Below are 21260 nucleotides of genomic sequence, written 5' to 3' on the forward strand. Positions count from 1 at the left end.
AATGCGCCGTCTGTGTAAGGAATTGTCAGTGGCACAACACGAGACGCTCCACGACGCCTCCTCCGAGGGGTACCGTCGCGGACTCAACGCCCGCACCGTCCAGATGATCGCGCTCGGTGGCGCCATCGGAACGGGCCTGTTCTACGGCGCGGGTGGAGCCATCGAGGAAGCGGGACCCTCGCTCATCCTCGCCTACCTCGCGGCCGGCCTCGCGATCTTCGTCATCATGCGCGCGCTCGGCGAGCTGCTGACGTACCGTCCGGTCTCCGGCAGCTTCGCCGAGTACGCCGAGGAGTTCCTGGGCCGGTTCTTCGGCTTCGCGACCGGCTGGGCCTACTGGGCCGTGTGGGCCGCCACCTGCATGGCCGAGATCACGGTGGCCGGCAAGTACGTCGAATACTGGTGGCCCAGCGTCCCGACCTGGCTGACCGCGCTCGTGGTGCTGCTCGTCCTGTTCGGCGCCAACCTGATCTCGGTGAAGCTCTTCGGCGAGGCGGAGTTCTGGTTCTCCACCGTCAAGATCACCGCGATTCTCGGGATGATCCTCATCGGCATCGGCGTGCTCACCCTCGGTTTCGGGCACGCGGCCGACCCCACCGTGACGAATCTGTGGGCCGACGGCGGTGTCTTCCCGAACGGCTTCGGCAGTGCGCTGATGAGTCTGCAGGTGGTGATGTTCGCCTACGTCGGCGTCGAACTCGTCGGTGTCACGGCCGGCGAGGCCGAGAACCCCAAGCAGACGCTGCGGAAGGCGATCAACACGCTGCCGTTCCGGATCGGGTTGTTCTACGTCGGTTCGCTGGTGGTGATCCTGTCGGTCGCGAGCTGGCAGGACTTCCACGCCGGCAAGAGCCCGTTCGTCGAGGTGCTCGAGCAGATCGGCATCCCGGCCGCGGCGGGAATCATGAACTTCGTGCTGCTCACCGCGGCGCTGTCGTCGTGCAACTCCGGCATCTACTCGACGGGCCGGATGCTGCGTAGCCTGTCGCTGCGCCGCGAGGCCCCGGCCGTGCTGAGCAAGCTGAGCAGCCGGCACGTGCCCTACGCGGGCATCACGATGTCGGCCGCCGCGATGATCATCGGCGTCGTCGTCAACGTTCTGTCCCCGGACCGCGCCTTCGTCTACATCACGTCGGTGTCGACCATCGGGATCATCTTCGTGTGGGGCGTCATCCTCGCGTGCCACCTGCGCTACCGCCGGTTCGTCAACCGCGGGGTGCTCCCGGCGTCCGACTACCGCTTGCCGGGGGCGCCGTACACCAACTGGATCGCGCTGTGCTTCCTCGCCTTCGTCGTCGTGCTGCTGTTCTTCACCGAGGCCGGCCGGATCGCGCTGGCAGTGGGCGTGGTGTTCGGCATCATGGTCGGCTTCGGTTACTACGCACTCCTGGGGCGGCGGTCGTCGCGGTACTGACGGACACCGGTTCGGTCGTCGGCCCCGCGGCCAACCCGCGGAACGGGTCCGCCGACGACTAGCCTCCATCCATGGTGGAGAACACGGTCGTGGTGGTCGGCAGCATCAACATGGACCTCGTCGCCCGCACACCGGTCATGCCCGCACCGGGCGAGACGGTCCTCGGGACGTCGTTCTCGACCACACCCGGCGGCAAGGGATCCAATCAGGCCGTCGCGGCCGCCAAGTGCGGCGCCGAGGTCGCCTTCGTCGGTGCGGTGGGCGACGACACCTTCGCGCTCGAACTGCGTCAGGCGCTCGTGGACGCCGAGGTCGACGCCGAGTTGCTGCGGGAGGTGGACGGGCCCAGCGGCGTCGCGGTGATCACGGTCGACGACACTGGGCAGAACTCGATCGTCGTGGCTGCGGGCGCCAACACGCGCGTCACCGAGCTCACCGCCGCCGAGCTGCGCGTGATCGCTGGAGCCGACGTCCTGCTGTGCCAGCTCGAGATTCCGCTCCGCACGGTGCTCGCCGCCGCCCGGCACGCCACCGAGCACGACACCGTGGTGATGCTCAACCCGTCCCCGGCCCGGACACTCCCGAACGACCTGATCGCCGCGGTGGACGTGCTGGTGGTCAACGAGACCGAGGCGGCGCAGCTCGGTCGGGACACACTCGACCGAGTGCCGCACGTCGTCACCACGCTCGGCGCCGCCGGCGCCCGCTACCGCGGACCGGACGGCGGGACACTGACCGTCGACTCCCCCGCTGTCGACGCCGTCGACACGACGGGCGCAGGTGACGCGTTCGCGGGGGCGCTCGCGTCCGTATGGAGCCGCGGTCGGCCCCGTGCGGCCCTCTCGTTCGCGTGTGCGGCCGGAGCACTGACCGCGACCCGTCCCGGAGCGAGCGCGGCCTCCCCCACGCGCGCCGAGGTCGACGCCCTGCTCCGCGGCCGGGACTGACCGGAGAATCGGATCGGCGCCGGCACCGGCTGCCCGTACCCTCCACGGCATGACCCCGTCGAGCGACCCCGTCCTGCGACCGTGCCGCGGAAGTGCGGAGTGGCCCGCGCTCGTCCGCATCTGGCGCAGTGCCGTCGAGGCCACCCATCACTTCCTCACCCCCGACGACGTCGAGTACTTCGAGTCGCGGATGGCGAGCGACTACCTCCCGGCCGTGACGGTGACCGTCGCGGAGGTCGACGGCGTCGCGGTGGGCTTCTCCGGCCTGGCCGGCGACTCGCTCGAGATGCTGTTCGTGGAGGCGGGCCATCGCGGACGCGGCGTGGGCTCCGCACTCCTCCTCCACGCACTCTCGTCGCGCCCGGAGCTGACGCTCGACGTCAACGAGCAGAACCCGGAGGCGGTCGGGTTCTACCGCCGGCACGGCTTCGTCACCCTGGGCCGATCGGACACCGACTCGGAGGGTCGCCCCTTCCCGCTGCTGCACCTCGCGCGCCGGACCGCCTGAATCGACACCGCTGCCGCCGTCGGCTGTCGGCGGTCTCGGGCACGATGGACGCATGACGACCGCAACCTCAGCAGATCTCCGTGACGAGGCCGAACGGTTGCTTCGGGAACTGGCAGGTCCGGACGCCAGACTGCGTGACGATCAGTGGACGGCCATCGAGGCGCTCGTCGTGGGGCGACGGCGCGCGCTCGTGGTCCAACGCACCGGTTGGGGCAAGTCGGCCGTCTACTTCATCGCCGCGAAGTTGCTGCGCGCGCACGGGCACGGCCCCACCGTGATCGTGTCCCCGCTGCTGGCGCTGATGCGCAACCAGGTCGCGTCCGCCGAACGCGCGGGCGTGCAGGCCGCCACCATCAACTCCGGCAACGTCACCGAGTGGGACGAGATCCATCAACGCGTCGCGGCGCGCGAGCTCGACGTCCTACTCGTGAGCCCGGAGCGGCTCAACAACCCGGACTTCCGGGACCAGGTGCTGCCCTCGCTCGCCGCGGACGCCGGGCTCGTGGTCGTCGACGAGGCGCACTGCGTGTCCGACTGGGGCCACGACTTCCGGCCGGACTACCGGCGCATTCGCACGCTCGTCGAGGACCTCGGCGACGGCGTTCCGGTGCTGGCGACCACCGCGACGGCGAACGACCGCGTCGTCTCGGACGTCGCGACGCAGCTCGGGGTCGGCGGCGCCGAGACGCTGGTGTTGCGCGGCACCCTCGAACGCGACTCGCTGAGCATGTCCGTCGTCCGGATCCCGGAGGCCACCCAGCGTGCGGCATGGCTCGCCGAGCACCTCGACGATCTTCCGGGGTCCGGCATCATCTACACGCTCACCGTGTCCGCCGCCCGCGACCTCGCGAGCCTGCTCGCCGACCGCGGGCACCACGTGGCCGCGTACACCGGGCAGACCGACGCCGCCGAGCGCGAGGTGCTCGAGAGCGATCTGCTGCACAACCGGGTCAAGGCTCTGGTCGCGACCTCCGCGCTGGGCATGGGCTTCGACAAACCCGATCTGGGCTTCGTCGTCCATCTGGGTGCGCCGTCGTCGCCCATCTCGTACTACCAGCAGGTGGGCCGTGCGGGCCGTGCCACCGACAGTGCCGAGGTGGTCCTGCTGCCCGGGCACGAGGACCAGCAGATCTGGAGTTACTTCGCCTCGGTGTCGTTCCCGCGCGAACACATCGTGCGCAAGGTCATCGACGTCCTGGACACCGAGCGGCCGCAGTCGACGATGGCGCTCGAACCGCTGGTCGAGCTCAATCGCACCCGGCTCGAACTGGTCCTGAAGGTGCTCGACGTGGACGGCGCCGTCCGCCGGGTGCGGGGCGGGTGGGTGGCCACCGGGCAGCCGTGGACGTACGACGCCGAGCGGTACGGCCGCCTCGACGCCGCCCGTCAGGCCGAGCAGCAGGCCATGCTCGAGTACGAACGCACCGACGAGTGCCGGATGACGTTCCTGCGCCGCCAGCTCGACGATCCGGGACTCGACGCCGGCAGTCGCTGCGGCCGCTGCGACAACTGCGCCGGACCGCGGTTCAGCGCCGAGGTGGCCGCCGACGCCGTCGCCGACACCCGGCGACGCCTCGAGCGTCCCGGCGTGGACCTGCCGCCGCGCAAGCAGTGGCCCACGGGCATGGCCAAGCTGGGGCTGAGCCTGTCCGGCAAGATCACCGACGGTCCCGAGCCGGGTCGCGTCCTGGGCCGGTTGTCGGACCTGGGCTGGGGGCAGCGGCTGCGTTCGCTGCTCGACGGACCCGACGCCCCGGTTCCCGACGCCGTCGTCGACGCCTGCATCAAGGTGCTGGCCGCGTGGGACTGGACCGAGCGCCCGGGCGCCGTCATGAGCGTCGAGTCGTCCACGCATCCGCAACTGATGCGCTCGCTCACCACCCGCCTCGCCCAGGTGGGCCGGCTCGCCGATCTGGGTGTTCTCCACGAACGTCCCGGCCACCCGCCGGTGTCGGCCGCCAACTCCGCGTACCGCGTCGCCGGCCTGGCCGACGCGTGGGAGGCACCGGATCTGTCCGGTCAGGAGCGGCCCGTCCTGCTGCTCGACACCGTCACCGACAGCGGGTGGACGCTGACGATGGCGGCCCGGACATTGCGGGCGGCAGGGGCCCGGGCCGTCCTCCCGTTCGCCCTGGCCACCCCCAAGTGAAACCTGTTGTGACCATCATCACATTCACTGCCTCACCTGCGAGGCTGCGGGGTCTTCGGTGTCCGATTTCCTCGCTTCCATGAAATCGTGACGTGCGGTTGTTACGTTCGATCTACAAGGACGCCAACAACAATGACGCCATCGCAGCTGAGAGTTACCCCAACCACCGCGCCGGACGCGGTGGAGTTCCGTAAGCCCCAGATCTCAGACGGAGTCCGGCTCTGGGAGATCGCCAAGGATACCGACGTGCTCGATCTCAATTCGAGCTATTCGTACCTCTTGTGGTGCAGAGATTTTCAGGACACCTCGATCGTCGCCACCGTCGACGACCGGGTAGTCGGATTCGTCACCGGCTACGTTCGCCCCGAGGTTCCCGCCACCCTCTTCGTGTGGCAAGTGGCAGTCGACGAGGACCAGCGCGGCCGAGGACTGGCCGGAAGAATGCTCTCGAACCTGCTCGATCACGTTGCACTGCAAGGTGTGTGGCAACTCGAGACCACGATCAGTCCGGACAATGCCGCCTCCATCGCACTGTTCACATCCGTCGCGCATCGCCGCGGATGCGCCATCGAGAGGCAAGAACTCTTCTCCCCGAACGATTTTCCCGACGGGCACGAGGCCGAGGATCTCTACACGATCTCGCCGCAGAACGCCTCCTGAGGAAGGAGCACTCATGACTACAGTCGAGACCAGCATCTTCGAGAGCCTCGAATCCGGGGTTCGCAGCTACTGCCGGAACTGGCCCACGGTCTTCGAGTCGGCCTCCGGCGCGTGGATCCGCGACGAATCCGGCCGCGACTACTTGGACTTCTTCGCCGGCGCGGGCGCGCTCAACTACGGCCACAACAACCCGGTGATGAAGAAGGCTCTTCTCGAGTACATCGCCGGTGACGGCATCACGCACGGGCTGGACATGTCCACCGTGGCCAAACGTGAGTTCCTGAAGAGCTTCCAGCGCAACATTCTCGAGCCGCGCAATCTGGACTACAAGGTCCAGTTCCCCGGCCCCACCGGCACCAACTCGGTCGAAGCGGCCCTCAAACTGGCCCGCAAGGCCACGGGTCGCGAGTCGATCATCAACTTCACCAACGCTTTCCACGGCATGACCCTGGGTGCGCTGTCGGTGACCGGCAACTCGATGAAGCGAGCCGGCGCGGGCGTGCCCCTGGTGCACGCCACGCCGATGCCGTTCGACAACTACTTCGGCGGCGTCACCGAGGACTTCCAGTGGTTCGAGCGGGTACTGGACGATTCGGGCAGCGGTCTCAACCGGCCGGCCGCCGTGATCGTCGAGACCGTGCAGGGCGAGGGCGGTGTCAACGTCGCGCGCCCCGAGTGGCTGCGCGCGCTCGCCGACCTGTGCACCCGCCGCGACATCCTGCTCATCGTCGACGACGTGCAGATGGGCTGCGGCCGTACCGGCCCCTTCTTCTCGTTCGAGATCGCGGGCATCACGCCGGACATCGTCACGCTGTCGAAGTCGATCGGCGGCTACGGCCTGCCGATGGCACTGACGCTGTTCAAGCCGGAACTCGACCTGTGGGCGCCGGGTGAGCACAACGGCACCTTCCGCGGTAACAACCCCGCATTCGTCACCGCCACCGCCGCACTCGACCACTACTGGTCGGACGACGCCCTGCAGAAGTCGACGCTCGCCAAGGGCAAGCGGATCGAGCAGATCTTCGGCAACCTCGCCGCCACCTTCGACGGTGTCAGCACCCGCGGCCGCGGCATGGTCCAGGGACTGAAGTTCGACGATCCGAACAAGGCCGGCAAGGTGTGCGGTCTGGCGTTCGACGAGGGACTTCTCGCCGAGACCTCCGGTCCGTCCGACGAAGTGGTGAAACTGCTTCCGCCGCTGACCATCACCGAGAGCGAGCTCGACCACGGCCTGAGCATCCTGGCCGAGGCGACCGCCAAGGTCTTCGGCTGACCACGATTCTTCAGGCCCCAGAGGAGATTTCATGATCGTTCGCACCACCGACGACATCACCGACACCGACCGCGACATCACGAGCGAGGACGGCAACTGGCGCAGCAAGCGCATCGTGCTCGCCGGCGACGGAGTCGGATTCTCGTTCCACGAGACCACAATTCGGGCGGGCTCGGTCAACGAGTTCCACTACGCCAACCACATCGAGGCCGTCTGGCTGGTCGAGGGCGACGGCATCCTGACCGATCTCGACAGCGGCGAGGTGTACCAGCTGCGGCCGGGCACGATGTACCTGCTGAACGGGCACGAGCGCCATCGCGTCGAACCCGTGACCGAGATGCGGATGCTGTGCGTGTTCAATCCGCCGGTGACCGGTCGCGAGGTCCACGACGAGAACGGCGTGTACCCGCTGATCACACTCGACGAGGACGAGCGCCAGGCCTCGTAACGCAGCGCGACGTCCGAGAGGGCCGGGTCGATCCGTCGACCCGGCCCTCTCTGCGTTCGCCGACACGCGGGCGGCGGCCGCTCAGGACACCGGGTCCGGATGGAACAACTCACGCGCCCGCCGTGCCACTTCCGCGGGCGGCACGTCCTCGATCCTGGTGCACACCGCCCAGCGATGACCGAACGGGTCGAGGAACACCCCGTGCCGATCGCCCGAGAAGGTGTCCGACACCGGCATGACCAGCCTGGCGCCCGCACGCACCGCTCGATCCACGAACGAGTCGCAGTCCTCGACGTAGACGACGAGGGAGGAGTGCACCCAGCCCACCTCGGGTGCCTTCAGGCCGTACTCGGGCATCTCGTTCGACAGCTGCAGCATCGAGTCACCGATCCGGATCTCGGCGTGCATGACGGCGCCGTCGGGCGCGTCCATGCGGTCGACGACGACCGCGCCGAGCCCGCGTTCGTAGAAGTCGAGAGCCGCCGGACCGTCCGGGACCGCGAGGTAGGGGGTGAGAGTGCGATAGCCGTCGGGGACGGGGTTCACTGTGGTCATGGCGCCCAGTCTCGGGTGTGATCGGTCACCGTGGATTGAACGGATCGGACACGCGCCTACCCTGGATCGGGTGATGGACCGGATGCTCGACCTGCTCGGCGACCGGCGCGTGTGCGTGCTGACCGGAGCGGGAATCTCGACCGACTCGGGGATACCCGACTACCGCGGCCCCGACTCGCCGCCGCGCAACCCGATGACCTACCAGCAGTTCGTCGGCGATGTCGCCTTTCGCCGCCACTACTGGGCCCGCAACCACCTCGGCTGGCGCTACATGGACGCCGCCCGCCCCAACACCGGTCACCGCGCGCTGGCGCGGCTCGAGCGTTCCGGTGTCGTGACCGGCGTGATCACCCAGAACGTGGACCTGCTGCACACCAAGGCGGGGACCCGGCACGTCATCGACCTGCACGGCAGTTACGCCCAGGTCCGCTGCCTGGCCTGCCGGCACCGGATCTCCCGGATGACGCTCGCCGAGCGACTGGACGTCGCCAATCCCGGCTTCGCGCAGTCCGTCGCCGCGGCCACGGGCGTCGAGATCGCGCCGGACGCCGACGCCGTCGTGGAGTCCACCGACCACTTCCGGATGGTCGACTGCGACCGTTGCGGCGGGATGCTCAAGCCGGACATCGTCTACTTCGGGGAGAACGTCCCGAAGTCCCGCGTCGAGTCGGCGTTCGAGATGGTCGCCGACGCCGACGCGCTGCTCGTGGTCGGATCGTCACTGACGGTCATGTCGGGGCTGCGGTTCGTCCGCCGGGCCGCGCGCGAGGGCAAGCCGATCGTCATCGTCAACCGCGGCGCCACCCGGGGCGACGAGATCGCCGCGCTCAAGGCCGAGCTGGGCAGCTCCGAGGTGCTCGAGATGCTCGCCGACGCCCTGCCCGCCTGATCCGGTCGGGTCGCGTCCTACAGCGGTACCAGATCGTCCGCGTGCACGACGGGCCGTTGCATGTCCGCCGGCAGCTCGGTGGTGGAGTGCCCCAGCATCGCCTCGATCTCCGCCGAGTCGTACGCGACCACTCCCCGCGCCACGGGGCGCTCCTCCGGCCCTACCAGCGAGATCACGTCGCCACCGTAGAACCGTCCGGACACCGCGGTGACGCCGGCCGACAGCAGCGACCGGCGCCGCTCGACCACGGCCCGCACCGCACCCGCGTCGAGGTGGATCGCCCCTTGCGTGTCGGCGGCGTGCCGGACCCAGAACTTGCGCGCCGACATCCGGTGGGGACGCGCCGCGAAGACCGTCCCGGTGTCCGCGGTGGTCAGTGCCGTCGCCGCGTCCGAGGCTGCGGTCAACAGCACCGGAACCCCGGAATCGGCGGCCAGCCGGGCCGCCGACAGCTTCGACGCCATCCCGCCGGTGCCCAACGCTCCCCCGGACCCGGCGACCACGCCGTCGAGGTCCTCGGGGCTGTTCACCTCGGGGATCAGCGTGGCGCCGCCCTTGCGGGGATCGCCGTCGTACAGGCCGTCGACGTCCGACAGCAGCACCAGCGCGTCGGCGCCGACGAGATGCGCGACCAGCGCCGCGAGCCGGTCGTTGTCACCGAACCGGAGTTCGGTGGTCGCGACCGTGTCGTTCTCGTTCACGATCGCGACCGCGTGCAGCGCCCGCAGCCGGTCGAGCGTGCGCTGCGCGTTGCGGTGCTGGGTGCGACGAGCGATGTCGTCGGCCGTGAGCAGCACCTGCCCGACCGTGCGACCGTACCGCGCGAAGGACGTCCCCCACGCGTGCGCCAGCGCCAGCTGACCGACACTGGCGGCCGCCTGCTTGGTCGCGAGATCCCTTGGCCGATGGGTCAATCCGAGCGGCGCGAGGCCCGCTCCCACGGCGCCGGACGACACCACGACGACGTCCGACCCGGCCCGCATGCGGGCCTCGAGCGCGTCCGCGAGCAGGTTCAGCCGTCCCACGTCGAGGCCACCGATCAGACTCGTCAGCGCCGAGGACCCGATCTTCACCACGATGCTGCGTGCGGACGCGACGGCCGCTCTGGTCTCGCTCACTTGGCTTCGGGATCCTCGCTCTCGAGTCCGCGACGGACCCGACGGGCGTGCTTGCGCTCGGCCGCACCGATGCGCTCGTCCTGGTCGAGGCGAGCGTCGGTACCGCGTCCGGTGCGGACGATGTCGACACCGGCCGCCGTCTGCGGCTCCCACTCGAAGCCCACGTCACCGATGGTGACGAAGGCGCCGGGCTCGGCGCCCTGCTTGACCAGTGCGTCCTCGACGCCCAGGCGAGCCAGGCGGTCGGCGAGGTAGCCGACGGCCTCGTCGTTGTCGAACGCGGTCTGGCGCACCCAACGCTCGGGCTGGACGCCGCGCACGATGAAACCACCCGGGTTGTCCGGATCGGCGATGACGTCGAACCCGGTCTCCTTGGCCGCGATCGGACGGATCACCTGACGCTTCGGCTCCGCCGGCGGATGTGCCTCGCGGTAGTCGGCGACCATCTTGGCGAGCGCGAACGTCAAGGGCCGCAAACCCTCCCGGCTGACGGCCGAGATCGTGAACACCGGCCAGCCACGGGCCTCGAAGTCCGGCGTCACCATCTCGGCGAGCTCGGCCGCCTCGGGGACGTCGGCCTTGTTGAGGATCACGATGCGGGGACGGTCCGCGAGATCGCCGAGACTCGCGTCGCCCTTGAGCGCGGGCCGGTAGGCCGCCAGTTCCGCCTCGAGGGCGTCGACGTCGGAGATCGGGTCGCGGTCCGACTCGAGCGTCGCACAGTCCACGACGTGCGCGAGAACCGCGCACCGCTCGAGGTGGCGCAGGAAGTCCAGGCCCAGTCCGCGTCCTTCGCTGGCGCCCGGGATCAGGCCCGGCACGTCGGCGACGGTGAACGTCGTGTCACCACTCGACACGACGCCCAGGTTGGGCTGCAGGGTCGTGAAGGGATAGTCACCGATCTTCGGCTTCGCGGCCGACAGCACCGACACGAGCGACGACTTGCCCGCCGACGGAAATCCGACGAGGCCGACGTCGGCGACGGACTTGAGCTCCAGGATCAGGTCGCCCGACTCACCGTCCTCGCCGAGCAGCGCGAAGCCGGGGGCCTTGCGCGCCTTCGAGGCGAGCGAGGCGTTGCCCAGGCCGCCGCGGCCACCGCGCGCGGCCACGTACCGGGTGCCGACACCGATGAGGTCGGCGAGCACCTCACCGTCCTTGTCGACGACGACGGTGCCGTCCGGCACCTTGAGGATCAGGTCCGAGCCGTTGGCGCCTTCGCGGTTGCCACCCATCCCCTGCGTGCCGTTGGTCGCCTTGGCGCGCGGATGGAAGTGGAAGTCGAGGAGGGTGTGGACGTTGCGGTCCACCTCGAGCACGACATCCCCGCCGCGACCACCGTTGCCACCGTCGGGGCCGCCGAGCGGCTTGAACTTCTCGCGGTGGACGGAGGCGCAACCATTGCCGCCTTTTCCGGCGCTGACGTGCAGCACCACGCGGTCAATGAATCGGGACATGACTGCCGGATCCTTCCTCAGTCAACTTGCGGTTTGACACGACGCTTCTCGGTTCCCGAGGGTTCTCGCCGTGGTCACAGTGTGACGGAGAGAACGCGTCGTGGTGAAAACGACAGTAGGGGCGGGCAGGGTGTGAGACCCTGGCCCGCCCCTACTGGGAGATCGGAACGGATGCGGATTCGTCAGCGCGGAGCGGTGACGAGAACCGGAACCGTAGGTGGCAGCAGACCTAGGCCTCTGCCGCGACCGGAACGATGTTCACGGTCTTGCGCCCGCGCTTGGAGCCGAACTCGACGGCGCCCGCAGCGAGAGCGAACAGGGTGTCGTCACCGCCACGACCGACGTTGACGCCGGGGTGGAAGTGGGTGCCGCGCTGACGCACGATGATCTCGCCGGCGCTGACGGACTGGCCGCCGAAGCGCTTCACGCCGAGTCGCTGCGCATTCGAATCGCGACCGTTACGGGAGCTGGATGCACCCTTCTTATGTGCCATGTCGAATCCCTCCCAGGAATCGTGAAAGCTGAATCGGTGAAAGGTCGAGCTACTTGATGCCGGTGACCTTGAGGACCGTCAGCTTCTGACGGTGACCCTGGCGCTTGTGGTAGCCGGTCTTGTTCTTGAACTTGTGGATCCGGATCTTCGGGCCCTTGGTGTGCTCGACGACCTCACCGGTCACGGCGATCTGCGCCAGCTTGTCGGCGTCGGTGGTCAGCTCGGACCCATCGACCACGAGGACCGGGGCAAGCGAGACAGCGGTGCCGGGCTCACCCTCGATCTTCTCGACCTTGACGAGGTCACCAACAGCGACCTTGTACTGCTTTCCGCCGGTCTTGACGATCGCGTACGTTGCCATCGGACGGCTACCCCTTGCTAATTCGAACGTGCTCGCGCCGCTGCCGTGAGGCTTTCAGTGCTGCGCGACTGGTCTGGTGTGGCGGCTACCCCTTACGCGCCCGTAAGGCCCGAAGTGGGCGCAGCAGAGCGGTATCGCCGGGTAGCGACCGGTCAAGATTACGGGACGCGTGCCTCCAGGGTCAAACTGGCCCCTCGGCCGAATCCCGTCGCGGTGATTCGCCGCCTCGCGTCGAGCACGAGGCGGCGAATCACCCGGGATCGAGCGGGCCTACGCGTCCACCGGCGGACCGGCGGGGCGCGCCGCGGCGCGCCGTCGGCGAGGTCGACGCGCGGGCTGCGTGTCGCTCTCTCCGTCGCCGGCCGAGTCCGGGGTACCCGGAACCGACGCGGCGGCGGCCGGCGCGTCGGCGGTCTCGGTGGGGGCCTCCGCGGCGGGTTCGGAGGCGGGTTCCGAGGCAGGCAGCACGAACACGGTGCCCGCTTCCGGCGTCTCACCGGCCGGCGCGGCCGCGGCCCGCGAGACCCGACGGCTACGGCGCCGCGCGCGCGGTGCCGAGGCCTCGGCGCCCGATTCACTCTTCTCGGGTTCGGACTTGACCGGTTCGGACTTCGCCGGTTCCGCCTTCTCGGCCTCGGCCGGGACCGACTCGTTCTTCTCCGGGGCGGTCTTCGCCTCGGCAGCTTCCGTCGCACCGGATCGAGCGCCGCCGTGGGCCTCCGGCTCCGCGGAGCTCTCGGCGTCGTCGGAGTGGTGCGCGGCCATCGCGAGCGCCACCGGATGAGCGCGCTTGACCGACGCGTCGGCGGATTCCTCCACCGCCGGCTGGGCGTGCTGCCCGTTCGCCGGCTGCTCCGGGGTCGAGGCCGCGGCCCGGTCCCGACCGCGCTTCTTGCGCCCGCCGGACTCCTTGGCCTGTCCGCGACCGTCGTCTCCGGACTTCACCTCCACCGGCTCGGCATGGACGACGATGCCGCGGCCGTGGCAGTGCTCACACGTGGTGGAGAACGCCTCGACCAGGCCGGTGCCCAGCTTCTTGCGGGTCATCTGGACCAGGCCGAGCGACGTCACCTCGGACACCTGATGGCGCGTGCGGTCGCGACCGAGTGCCTCCGTCAGGCGCCGCAGCACCAGGTCCCGATTGGATTCGAGCACCATGTCGATGAAGTCGACCACGATCATGCCGCCGATGTCGCGCAGGCGCATCTGCCGCACGATCTCCTCGGCCGCCTCGAGGTTGTTGCGGGTGACCGTCTCCTCGAGGTTGCCGCCGGCACCGGTGAACTTTCCGGTGTTGACGTCGACGACCGTCATGGCCTCGGTGCGATCGATCACGAGCGTGCCGCCCGACGGCAGCCACACCTTGCGGTCGAGCGCCTTGACGAGCTGCTCGTCGATGCGGTGCGTGGCGAACACGTCCGGGCTGCCCGGTTCGGGATCGTGCCGCTCCACGCGCGGCAGCAGGTCCGGCGCAACGGTCTTGATGTAGGTCTCGACGGTGTTCCAGGCCTTCTCACCCTCGATGACGAGCTTGGAGAAGTCCTCGTTGAAGAGGTCGCGGACGACCTTCACCAGCAGGTCGGGCTCCTCGTACAGCGCCTGCGGCGTGCCCGACTTGCCCTCCTTCGCCTTGGTGGCCTGCTCCTCGATGGTCTCCCACTGCGTCTGCAGACGGGTGACGTCCCGGGCCAGTTCCTCCTCGCTGACGCCCTCGGAGGCGGTCCGGATGATCACTCCGGCATCGGCCGGGACGATCTCGCGGAGGATCTCCTTGAGGCGCTTGCGCTCGGTGTCGGGCAGCTTGCGGCTGATACCGGTGGACGTGCCACCGGGCACGTACACGAGGAAGCGGCCGGCCAGACTGATCTGCGTGGTCAGGCGGGCGCCCTTGTGGCCCACCGGATCCTTGCTGACCTGCACCAGCACCTGGTCGCCGGGCCGGAGGGCCTGCTCGATCTTGCGTTCGCGTCCGCCGAGGCCGGCGGCCTCCCAGTTGACCTCACCGGCGTACAGCACACCGTTGCGTCCCCGACCGATGTCGATGAACGCGGCCTCCATGCTGGGCAGCACGTTCTGCACGCGGCCGAGGTACACGTTGCCGACCATGGACGGCGACGACGAACCCGTCACGAAGTGCTCGACCAGGATTCCGTCCTCGAGAACGGCGACCTGCGTCGACGCTGCGGGGTTGGCCCCACTCTTCTCGCGCACGACCATCACGCGGTCGACCGACTCCCGGCGAGCCAGGAACTCGGACTCGCTCAGGATCGGCGGACGACGACGGCCGGCGTCGCGGCCGTCCCGGCGGCGCTGACGCTTGGCTTCCAGACGGGTGGAGCCGCTGATGCCCTGGACCTCGTCCTTGTCCTTGTCCTTCGCGCGTGCCTTGTTCCGCGGCTCGCGTTCGTGGACGACGGTGTTGGGCGGATCGTCGTCGGCCGCGGCTTCTCCGTCGGTGCCGCCCTTGCGGCGCCGACGCCGACGGCGCCGACGGCTCGAGCCATCGGAGGCGTCGTCGTCCGTGCTCTCGTCGTCGCCGGTTTCGGTCGACGCGGTGGACTCGCCACCCTCGGCGGGCTGCGGGGTCTCGGCGGCACCGGTCTCGGCCTCCGCCGCGGCGCCGTCCTCGGTCTCGTCCGACTCGGTCCCGTCGGCGGCCTGCTCGCCGCGACCACGACCGCGCCCACGCCGTCCACGACGGCGGCGACGCTGCTGGTCGCCGGTCTCGCCGTCACCGGACTCGGTGGACTCAGCGGTCCCGGAAGCCTCGGAGGACGCGGAGGACTCAGGGGTCTCTGCGGCCTGCGCCGACTCGGTCGGGGTCTCGTCTTCGACGGTCGCCGCGGCCGGCGTCGTGTCCTCGGTGGACTGCCGCTCCTCGCTCACCTCGGGCGCGGCCGCGGCCCGGCGACTGCGACGACGTCGCGGTGCGGGTTCGGCGGCGACGGCCTCGGGCTGCAGGAACAGCGGGGCCTGCACGACGGGTGCCGCGGCCGGCTGCTGCTGCTCGCTGCCGAGTTCGGCGTGGGTGAACAGTCCACCACCGGCGGGCGCCGATTCGTCCGCGGCGGGAGCCGCCTGCTCGGCCTGGGGCTCGGGGGCAGTCTCCGGCTCGGGCGCGGCCTGCGCCTTGGGGGCGGCCTTCTTCCGGGCGCGCTTGCGCGGGGCGGGCTTCTCCGCAGGCTCGGCCACCGGTGCGGCGGCGTCCGCCGGGGACTCGGGTGCGTCCTCGGCAGCGGAAGTCTCGACAGCCGGGGTTTCGGCGGCCGGGGTCTCGGCGGCCGGGGTCTCCCGCTCCGGAGTCTGCGGTTGCGCGGCGGGCTCTGCGGCACCGGACATCGTCGCGTGGATCTGCTCGGCGACGTCACGCTGCAGGCTGGATTGCGCGCTGCGCAACTCGGTGCCCAGAGCGGCGGCCTCGGCGAGGACCTGCTTGCTCGTCACTCCGAGCAGTTTGGCCAGCGCATGGACGCGAATCTTCTCGGGAAGTACAGGGGTGGTGCCGGGGTTCACCGTCGCTTCCGCGATCGGTTCCTGCACACCTTCGGGCGGCGCTTGTTCGGCCACGTATTCTCCTCGAGCCCCCGGGCGCGTGCACCCGACTGGAGATCGGATACGACGCGGCCGCACGGGGGCGATGGTTGTGTACTCGCACCTCGGGGTACGAGATTGTCTGGTCTCGCTCCACGTGCTCCGCAGTGTCCGTTATCACTGCGAAATCGCGCGGTGCCTGGCTGGATGGCGGCGATCCACGGCGCGAACGCCTGACCGATCACGAGGCGAGCGCCTGCTCATCCAGCGTGTCGCACGTAGCAGGGGTGACCTGCACCGGTAGGACAGCGATGACGGGCTTCGCACCGTGGTGTCATCCGATCGGTTCCGCGTGGAGCGCAATTGCGGACCGATCCACTCGAGTATCCCACACCGACGCCGTCAGTTCTCTCATCGGCGCACCGGTAGGTGCCGAAACGAAAGGACGCCCCGCGGGCACGGGGGCCCGGGAGCGTCCTGTTGTTTCGGTTCAGGCCTGTGCGAGCTGGGGAAACCAGAGCGCGATCTCGCGCTCGGCCGATTCGACGGAGTCGGAGCCGTGGACCAGATTCTGTCCACCGTCGAGCGCCAGGTCCGCGCGAATGGTGCCGGGGACGGCCTTCTCGACCGGATCGGTGCCGCCGGCGATCTGCCGGAACGCCGCGATCGCGCGCGGCCCCTCGAGCACCGCGGCCACCAACGGCCCGGAAGTGATGAACTCGAGCAGTCCCGGGTAGAACGGCTTGCCCTCGTGTTCCGCGTAGTGGGTCGCGGCGACGTCGGTGGACGCCGTCCGCAGCTCCATCGCCGCAAGGGACAGACCCTTGCGTTCGATGCGGGACAGGATCTCTCCGACGTAGCCGCGTGCCACGCCGTCGGGCTTGATCAGTACCAGGGTGCGCTCAGTCACGGCGAACAGCCTAGACGGTCAGTCTCGTTGGCCCGGCAGCAGACCCCGCTCGATCCGGGCGGCGATGTCCTTGCGCAGGTACAGGATGTACAGCCACACCGCACCGAACAGCAGCCCGATGACGCCGAGCGCCGTGTCGACGAAGAAGCCGAGGATCGTGAACACCTGCAACGCGAGGTTGAACTTCATCGCCCACGGGCGCCCCTGCACGCCGGCACCGAGGATCATCAGCAGCGCCAGGACGCAGATGTAGGTTCCGGAGAACCAGGTCAGCCCCTTCGCGTTGATCACCGCGACCACCGGGAGGGCCAGCAGCACGACGATCGCCTCGAGGACGAGCGTTCCCGCCATCACGCCGCGGAAACCCTTCCACGGGTCGGTCGCCGGCGGACGGAAACCCGACTGCGGATGTTCGGGGTTCGCGGGGTTCTCCGGGGTCTCGCTCACGCGGGGTCCTTTCCGAAAAGAGATCGGGCGACGCCCGCGGTCACGACGGAACCGGTGACCACGACACCGGCTCCCGACACTGCTTCACCGGGTTCGGCGACTTCCTCCGCCAACCCGATCGCGGTCTCCAGGGCGTCGGGCAGAGTCGGGGCCACGACCACTCGCTCGTCACCGAAGCGTGCGACCGCCCGGTTCGCGAGATCCTCCACGTCCATCGCGCGCGGGGACCCGTTGTGGGTGACGACCACTTCGTCGAAGACCGGTTCGAGGGCCTCGAGGATGCCGTCGACGTCCTTGTCCCCCATGACGCCGACGACACCGACCAGCTTTCGGAAGTCGAACTCCGCCGACAGCGCCGCGGCGAGCGCCCGCGCGCCGTGCGGATTGTGCGCGGCGTCGAGGAACACCGTCGGCGCGTTTCGGACCCGCTCGAGCCGGCCCGGGTTGACCACCGACGCGAAGGCCGCGCGGATCGCGTCGGCCTCGAGCTGACGATCGGGCCCCGCACCGAAGAAGGCCTCCACCGCGGCCAGGGCCAGCGAGGCGTTGCGCGCCTGGTGCTCCCCGTGCAGCGGCAGGAAGATGTCGTCGTACACCCCGCCGAGGCCCTGCAGTTCCAGCTGCTGGCCGCCGATCGCGATCTGTCGGCGCAGCACCTTGAACTCCGCGCCCTCACGGGCCACGGCGGCGTCCACCTCGACGGCCCGGCGCAGCAGCACGTCCATGACCTCGGGCGGCTGTTCCGCGAGGATCGCGACGGTGTCGACCGGCGCGACGCCCTCGATCCCGCTCTCGCGCCCCTTCTTGATGATCCCGGCCTTCTCCCCCGCGATCGCGGTGAGGTCTGGGCCGAGGAAGTCGACGTGGTCGAGGCCGATCGGCGTGATCACCGCGACCTGGGCGTCGACGACGTTGGTCGCGTCCCACTTGCCGCCCATGCCGGTCTCGACGACGGCGACGTCCACGGGAGCCTCGGCGAAGGCGGCGTACGCCATCGCGGTGGTCACCTCGAACTTGCTCATCGCCGGGCCACCGGCCGCCTCGGACTGCTGGTCGATCATCCGGATGTACGGCTCGATCTCCCGGTACGTGTCGATGTACGTGCGGACCGAGATCGGCTTGCCGTCGATGCTGATCCGCTCGGTCGCCAGCTGCAGGTGCGGGCTGGTGGTCCGCCCGGTCCGGCGGTGCAGGTGCGTCAGCAGCGCGTCGATCATCCGCGTCACCGACGTCTTGCCGTTGGTGCCGGCGACGTGGACGGCCGGATAGCTGTGCTGCGGCGAGCCGAGCAGGTCCATCAGCGCGGCGATCCGCGTCAGCGACGGCTCGATCTTGGTTTCGGGCCAGCGCTGATCGAGTTCGGCCTCGACGAGGGCGAGTTCGGCGAGGTCGACCGGGGTGGGTTCGCCCGGGTCTGCGGTGGTCACGCTCCGCCCAGCTCCTTCAGACGTGCGGTCATGCGGGCGATCTCTTCCTCGGCCACCTGCCGGCGGGTGCGGATCTTGTCGACGACCGCGTCGGGGGCCTTCGCCAGGAACGCCTCGTTGGACAACTTGGCGGTGGTGCCCGCGAGCTCCTTCTCGGCGACCGCGAGGTCCTTCTCGAGCCGCTTCTTCTCGGCGCCGAGGTCGACGGCACCCGAGGTGTCGAGTTCGACGGTCACGGTGGCCTTGCTCAGGCGCACCTCCACCGACGCGGTCGCGGCGAAGCCGTCCGCCGGCTCGGTGAGCCTGGCGAGGGACGCGACCGACGGCAGCTGGGACTCGATGTCCGCCTCGGCGGCACCGGACAGCCGGGCGGCCACCTTCTGCGACGGCTTGAGCCCCTGGTCGCTGCGGAAGCGCCGGACCTCGGTCACCAGCTTCTGCATGTCCTCGACCCGCTGCGCCGCAACGGCGTCCACGGCGACGCCGGTGGCCTGCGGCCACGCGGCGACGACGACGGACTCGCCGCCGGTGAGCACCTTCCACAGCGTCTCGGTGACGAACGGGATCACCGGGTGCAGCATCCGCAGCAGCGTGTCGAGCACGTTGCCGAGGACGGCCTTGGTGCCCTCGGCGTGGGCCGAGCCCTCCCCGAGCTGCACCTTGGCGAGTTCGAGGTACCAGTCGCAGACCTCGTCCCACGCGAAGTGGTACAGCGCCTCGCACGCCTTGGAGAACTCGAACCGCTCGAAGGCCTCGTCGACCTCCGCGCGGACCTGCTCGAGCCGATCGAGGATCCACCGGTCGGCATCGGTGAGCTGCTCGCGGGCCGGCACCTCGGCCACGACGGCGCCGTTCATGAGCGCGAACTTGGTGGCGTTGAACAGCTTGTTCGCGAAGTTGCGCGACGACTGCGCGTGGTCCTCGCCCACCGCGAGGTCGCTGCCCGGGTTGGCGCCGCGGGCGAGCGTGAAGCGCAGCGCGTCGGCGCCGAAGCGGTCGACCCAGTCGAGGGGGTCGATGCCGTTGCCGCGGGACTTCGACATCTTCTTGCCGTACTGGTCGCGGACCAGGCCGTGGAGGAACAGGTCCTTGAACGGAACCTTGCCCGGCGCCGCGTCGCCGGTGTCGCCGGCGACGTAGGTACCGAACATCATCATCCGGGCCACCCAGAAGAACAGGATGTCGTAGCCGGTGACGAGAACACTTGTGGGGTAGAACTTCCCGAGCTCGGGAGTCCTGTCCGGCCAGCCCATCGTCGAGAACGGCCACAGCGCCGACGAGAACCACGTGTCGAGCACGTCGGGGTCCTGCTCCCAGCCCTCGGGAGCCGTCTCGTCGGGGCCGAAGCACTGGACCTCACCGTCGGGGCCGTACCAGATCGGGATGCGGTGACCCCACCACAGCTGACGCGAGATGCACCAGTCGTGCATGTTGTCGACCCAGCCGAACCAGCGCGGCTCCTGGCTGGTCGGATGAATGACGGTGTCGCCGCTGCGGACCGCGTCACCGGCGGTCTTCGCGAGCGTGTCGACCTTGACCCACCACTGCATCGACAGACGCGGCTCGATGGTCTCGCCGGACCGCTCGGAGTGGCCGACGCTGTGCACGTACGGACGCTTCTCGGCGACGACCCGGCCCTGCTCGGCGAGGGCCTCGCGCACCTTGACGCGGGCCTCGAAGCGGTCCATGCCGTCGAACTGCGTTCCGGTGTCGGCGATTCGGCCGGCCTTGTCCATGATCGTGGGCATCGGCAGGTCGTGCCGCAGACCCATCTCGAAGTCGTTGGGGTCGTGCGCCGGCGTGATCTTCACGGCGCCGGTGCCGAACTCCGGGTCGACGTACTCGTCGGCGATGATCGGGATCTGCCGTCCGGTGAACGGGTGCTCGAGCGTCGTGCCGACCAGGTGCTTGTACCGCTCGTCGTCCGGGTGGACCGCGACGGCGGTGTCGCCGAGCATCGTCTCCACGCGGGTGGTCGCGACGATCACGTGCGGCTCGTCGTCGCTGAGCGAGCCGTAGCGCAGCGAGACGAGTTCGCCCTCGACCTCCTCGAACTTGACCTCGATGTCGGAGATCGCGGTCTGTAGCACCGGCGACCAGTTGACCAGCCGCTCGGCGCGGTAGATCAGGCCCTCGTCGTACAGGCGCTTGAAGATCGTCTGGACGGCGCGCGAGAGTCCCTCGTCCATCGTGAAGCGGTCACGGCTCCAGTCGACGCCGTCGCCGATGCGCCGCATCTGGCCCTGGATGGTGCCGCCGGACTCGCGCTTCCACTCCCACACCTTCTCGATGAAGGCCTCGCGCCCGAAGTCTTCCTTCTTCTTGCCGTCGGCGGCGAGCTGCTTCTCGACGATGGTCTGGGTCGCGATGCCGGCGTGGTCCATGCCCGGCAGCCACAGCACCTCGAAGCCCTGCATCCGCTTGCGGCGGGTGAGCGCATCCATGAGGGTGTGGTCGAGCGCGTGGCCCATGTGCAGCGACCCCGTCACGTTCGGCGGCGGCAGCACGATCGAGTAGCCGGGCTTGTCGCTCGTCGGATCGGCGGTGAAGTAACCGGCGTCCACCCAGCCCTGATACAAATCGGCCTCTACCGCGCTGGGATCCCAGCTCTTGGGGAGGGCGTCTGCGGGGTTCTGGGGAGTCTCTGGCGCACTGGTCACCCCCCAATCGTAA

18 protein-coding genes are annotated in these 21260 nt (G+C 69.5%); 8 read left to right on the forward strand and 10 right to left on the reverse strand.

Features of this window, described 5'->3' with window-relative positions:
* The first annotated feature begins 22 nt into the window (after positions 1-22).
* From E7742_RS10715 to E7742_RS10745, 7 genes are all read left to right on the forward strand, one after another.
* Positions 23-1414: an amino acid permease gene (locus E7742_RS10715; protein WP_441346895.1), complete on the forward strand. Its 1392-nt coding sequence runs from the start codon at positions 23-25 to the stop codon at positions 1412-1414.
* A gap of 71 nt (positions 1415-1485) precedes the next feature.
* Positions 1486-2361, forward strand: a complete 876-nt coding sequence (locus E7742_RS10720) for a ribokinase (protein WP_137798940.1) — start codon at positions 1486-1488, stop codon at positions 2359-2361.
* A gap of 49 nt (positions 2362-2410) precedes the next feature.
* Positions 2411-2869 carry an acetyltransferase gene (locus E7742_RS10725; RefSeq protein ID WP_137798941.1) on the forward strand — a complete coding sequence of 153 codons (459 nt, stop codon included), beginning with the start codon at positions 2411-2413 and terminating at the stop codon, positions 2867-2869.
* A 52-nt stretch (positions 2870-2921) separates the two neighbouring features.
* The gene (locus tag E7742_RS10730) at positions 2922-5018 is read left to right on the forward strand and encodes a RecQ family ATP-dependent DNA helicase (protein ID WP_137798942.1); all 2097 of its coding nucleotides are present in this window, start codon (positions 2922-2924) and stop codon (positions 5016-5018) included.
* A 132-nt stretch (positions 5019-5150) separates the two neighbouring features.
* Complete coding sequence (ectA, locus tag E7742_RS10735) at positions 5151-5678, forward strand: diaminobutyrate acetyltransferase (RefSeq protein WP_137798943.1); 528 nt, start codon at positions 5151-5153, stop codon at positions 5676-5678.
* Between the two features lie 13 nt (positions 5679-5691).
* Complete coding sequence (ectB, locus tag E7742_RS10740) at positions 5692-6951, forward strand: diaminobutyrate--2-oxoglutarate transaminase (protein ID WP_137798944.1); 1260 nt, start codon at positions 5692-5694, stop codon at positions 6949-6951.
* 31 nt (positions 6952-6982) lie between these two features.
* Entirely contained in the window at positions 6983-7399 is a 417-nt protein-coding gene (locus E7742_RS10745) for an ectoine synthase (RefSeq protein WP_137798945.1), read from the forward strand.
* Positions 7400-7480: 81 nt separating this feature from the next.
* On the opposite strand, the gene E7742_RS10750 is transcribed toward E7742_RS10745, so the two are convergent.
* Positions 7481-7954 (reverse strand): VOC family protein, encoded by a 474-nt coding sequence (locus E7742_RS10750; protein WP_137798946.1) that lies wholly within the window; start codon positions 7952-7954, stop codon positions 7481-7483.
* A 73-nt stretch (positions 7955-8027) separates the two neighbouring features.
* On the opposite strand from E7742_RS10750, the gene E7742_RS10755 reads away from it, so the two are divergent.
* Positions 8028-8843: an NAD-dependent protein deacetylase gene (locus E7742_RS10755; RefSeq protein ID WP_441346896.1), complete on the forward strand. Its 816-nt coding sequence runs from the start codon at positions 8028-8030 to the stop codon at positions 8841-8843.
* A gap of 17 nt (positions 8844-8860) precedes the next feature.
* Here the strand turns inward: E7742_RS10755 and proB are convergent, their stop codons facing one another.
* The 9 genes from proB to E7742_RS10800 all read right to left on the reverse strand — a co-directional run bounded on the left by proB (position 8861) and on the right by E7742_RS10800 (position 21247).
* Entirely contained in the window at positions 8861-9961 is a 1101-nt protein-coding gene (proB, locus tag E7742_RS10760) for a glutamate 5-kinase (RefSeq protein WP_137798948.1), read from the reverse strand.
* Positions 9958-11418 carry a GTPase ObgE gene (gene obgE, locus E7742_RS10765; protein WP_137798949.1) on the reverse strand — a complete coding sequence of 487 codons (1461 nt, stop codon included), beginning with the start codon at positions 11416-11418 and terminating at the stop codon, positions 9958-9960. The genes proB and obgE overlap by 4 nt, the downstream gene beginning before the upstream one ends.
* Before the next feature lie 229 nt (positions 11419-11647).
* On the reverse strand, positions 11648-11911 hold the full coding sequence (gene rpmA, locus E7742_RS10770; RefSeq protein WP_137798950.1) for a 50S ribosomal protein L27: 264 nt from the start codon (positions 11909-11911) through the stop codon (positions 11648-11650).
* A 49-nt stretch (positions 11912-11960) separates the two neighbouring features.
* Positions 11961-12272: a 50S ribosomal protein L21 gene (rplU, locus tag E7742_RS10775; RefSeq protein WP_137798951.1), complete on the reverse strand. Its 312-nt coding sequence runs from the start codon at positions 12270-12272 to the stop codon at positions 11961-11963.
* Between the two features lie 270 nt (positions 12273-12542).
* Positions 12543-15839 (reverse strand): translation initiation factor IF-2 N-terminal domain-containing protein, encoded by a 3297-nt coding sequence (locus E7742_RS10780; protein ID WP_441346897.1) that lies wholly within the window; start codon positions 15837-15839, stop codon positions 12543-12545.
* 454 nt (positions 15840-16293) lie between these two features.
* A complete protein-coding gene (gene ndk, locus E7742_RS10785) occupies positions 16294-16713 on the reverse strand; it encodes a nucleoside-diphosphate kinase (protein ID WP_137798952.1) in 420 nt (139 codons plus the stop codon).
* An 18-nt stretch (positions 16714-16731) separates the two neighbouring features.
* Entirely contained in the window at positions 16732-17160 is a 429-nt protein-coding gene (locus E7742_RS10790) for a DUF4233 domain-containing protein (protein ID WP_441346898.1), read from the reverse strand.
* A complete protein-coding gene (gene folC, locus E7742_RS10795) occupies positions 17157-18587 on the reverse strand; it encodes a bifunctional tetrahydrofolate synthase/dihydrofolate synthase (protein WP_137798953.1) in 1431 nt (476 codons plus the stop codon). Before folC ends, E7742_RS10790 begins: the two co-directional genes overlap by 4 nt.
* Positions 18584-21247, reverse strand: coding sequence for a valine--tRNA ligase (locus E7742_RS10800; RefSeq protein ID WP_137798954.1), 2664 nt, complete (start codon positions 21245-21247; stop codon positions 18584-18586). The genes folC and E7742_RS10800 overlap by 4 nt, the downstream gene beginning before the upstream one ends.
* Between the last annotated feature and the right edge of the window lie 13 nt (positions 21248-21260).

The organism is Rhodococcus sp. SGAir0479 (assembly GCF_005484805.1).
GTDB lineage: Bacteria > Actinomycetota > Actinomycetes > Mycobacteriales > Mycobacteriaceae > Prescottella.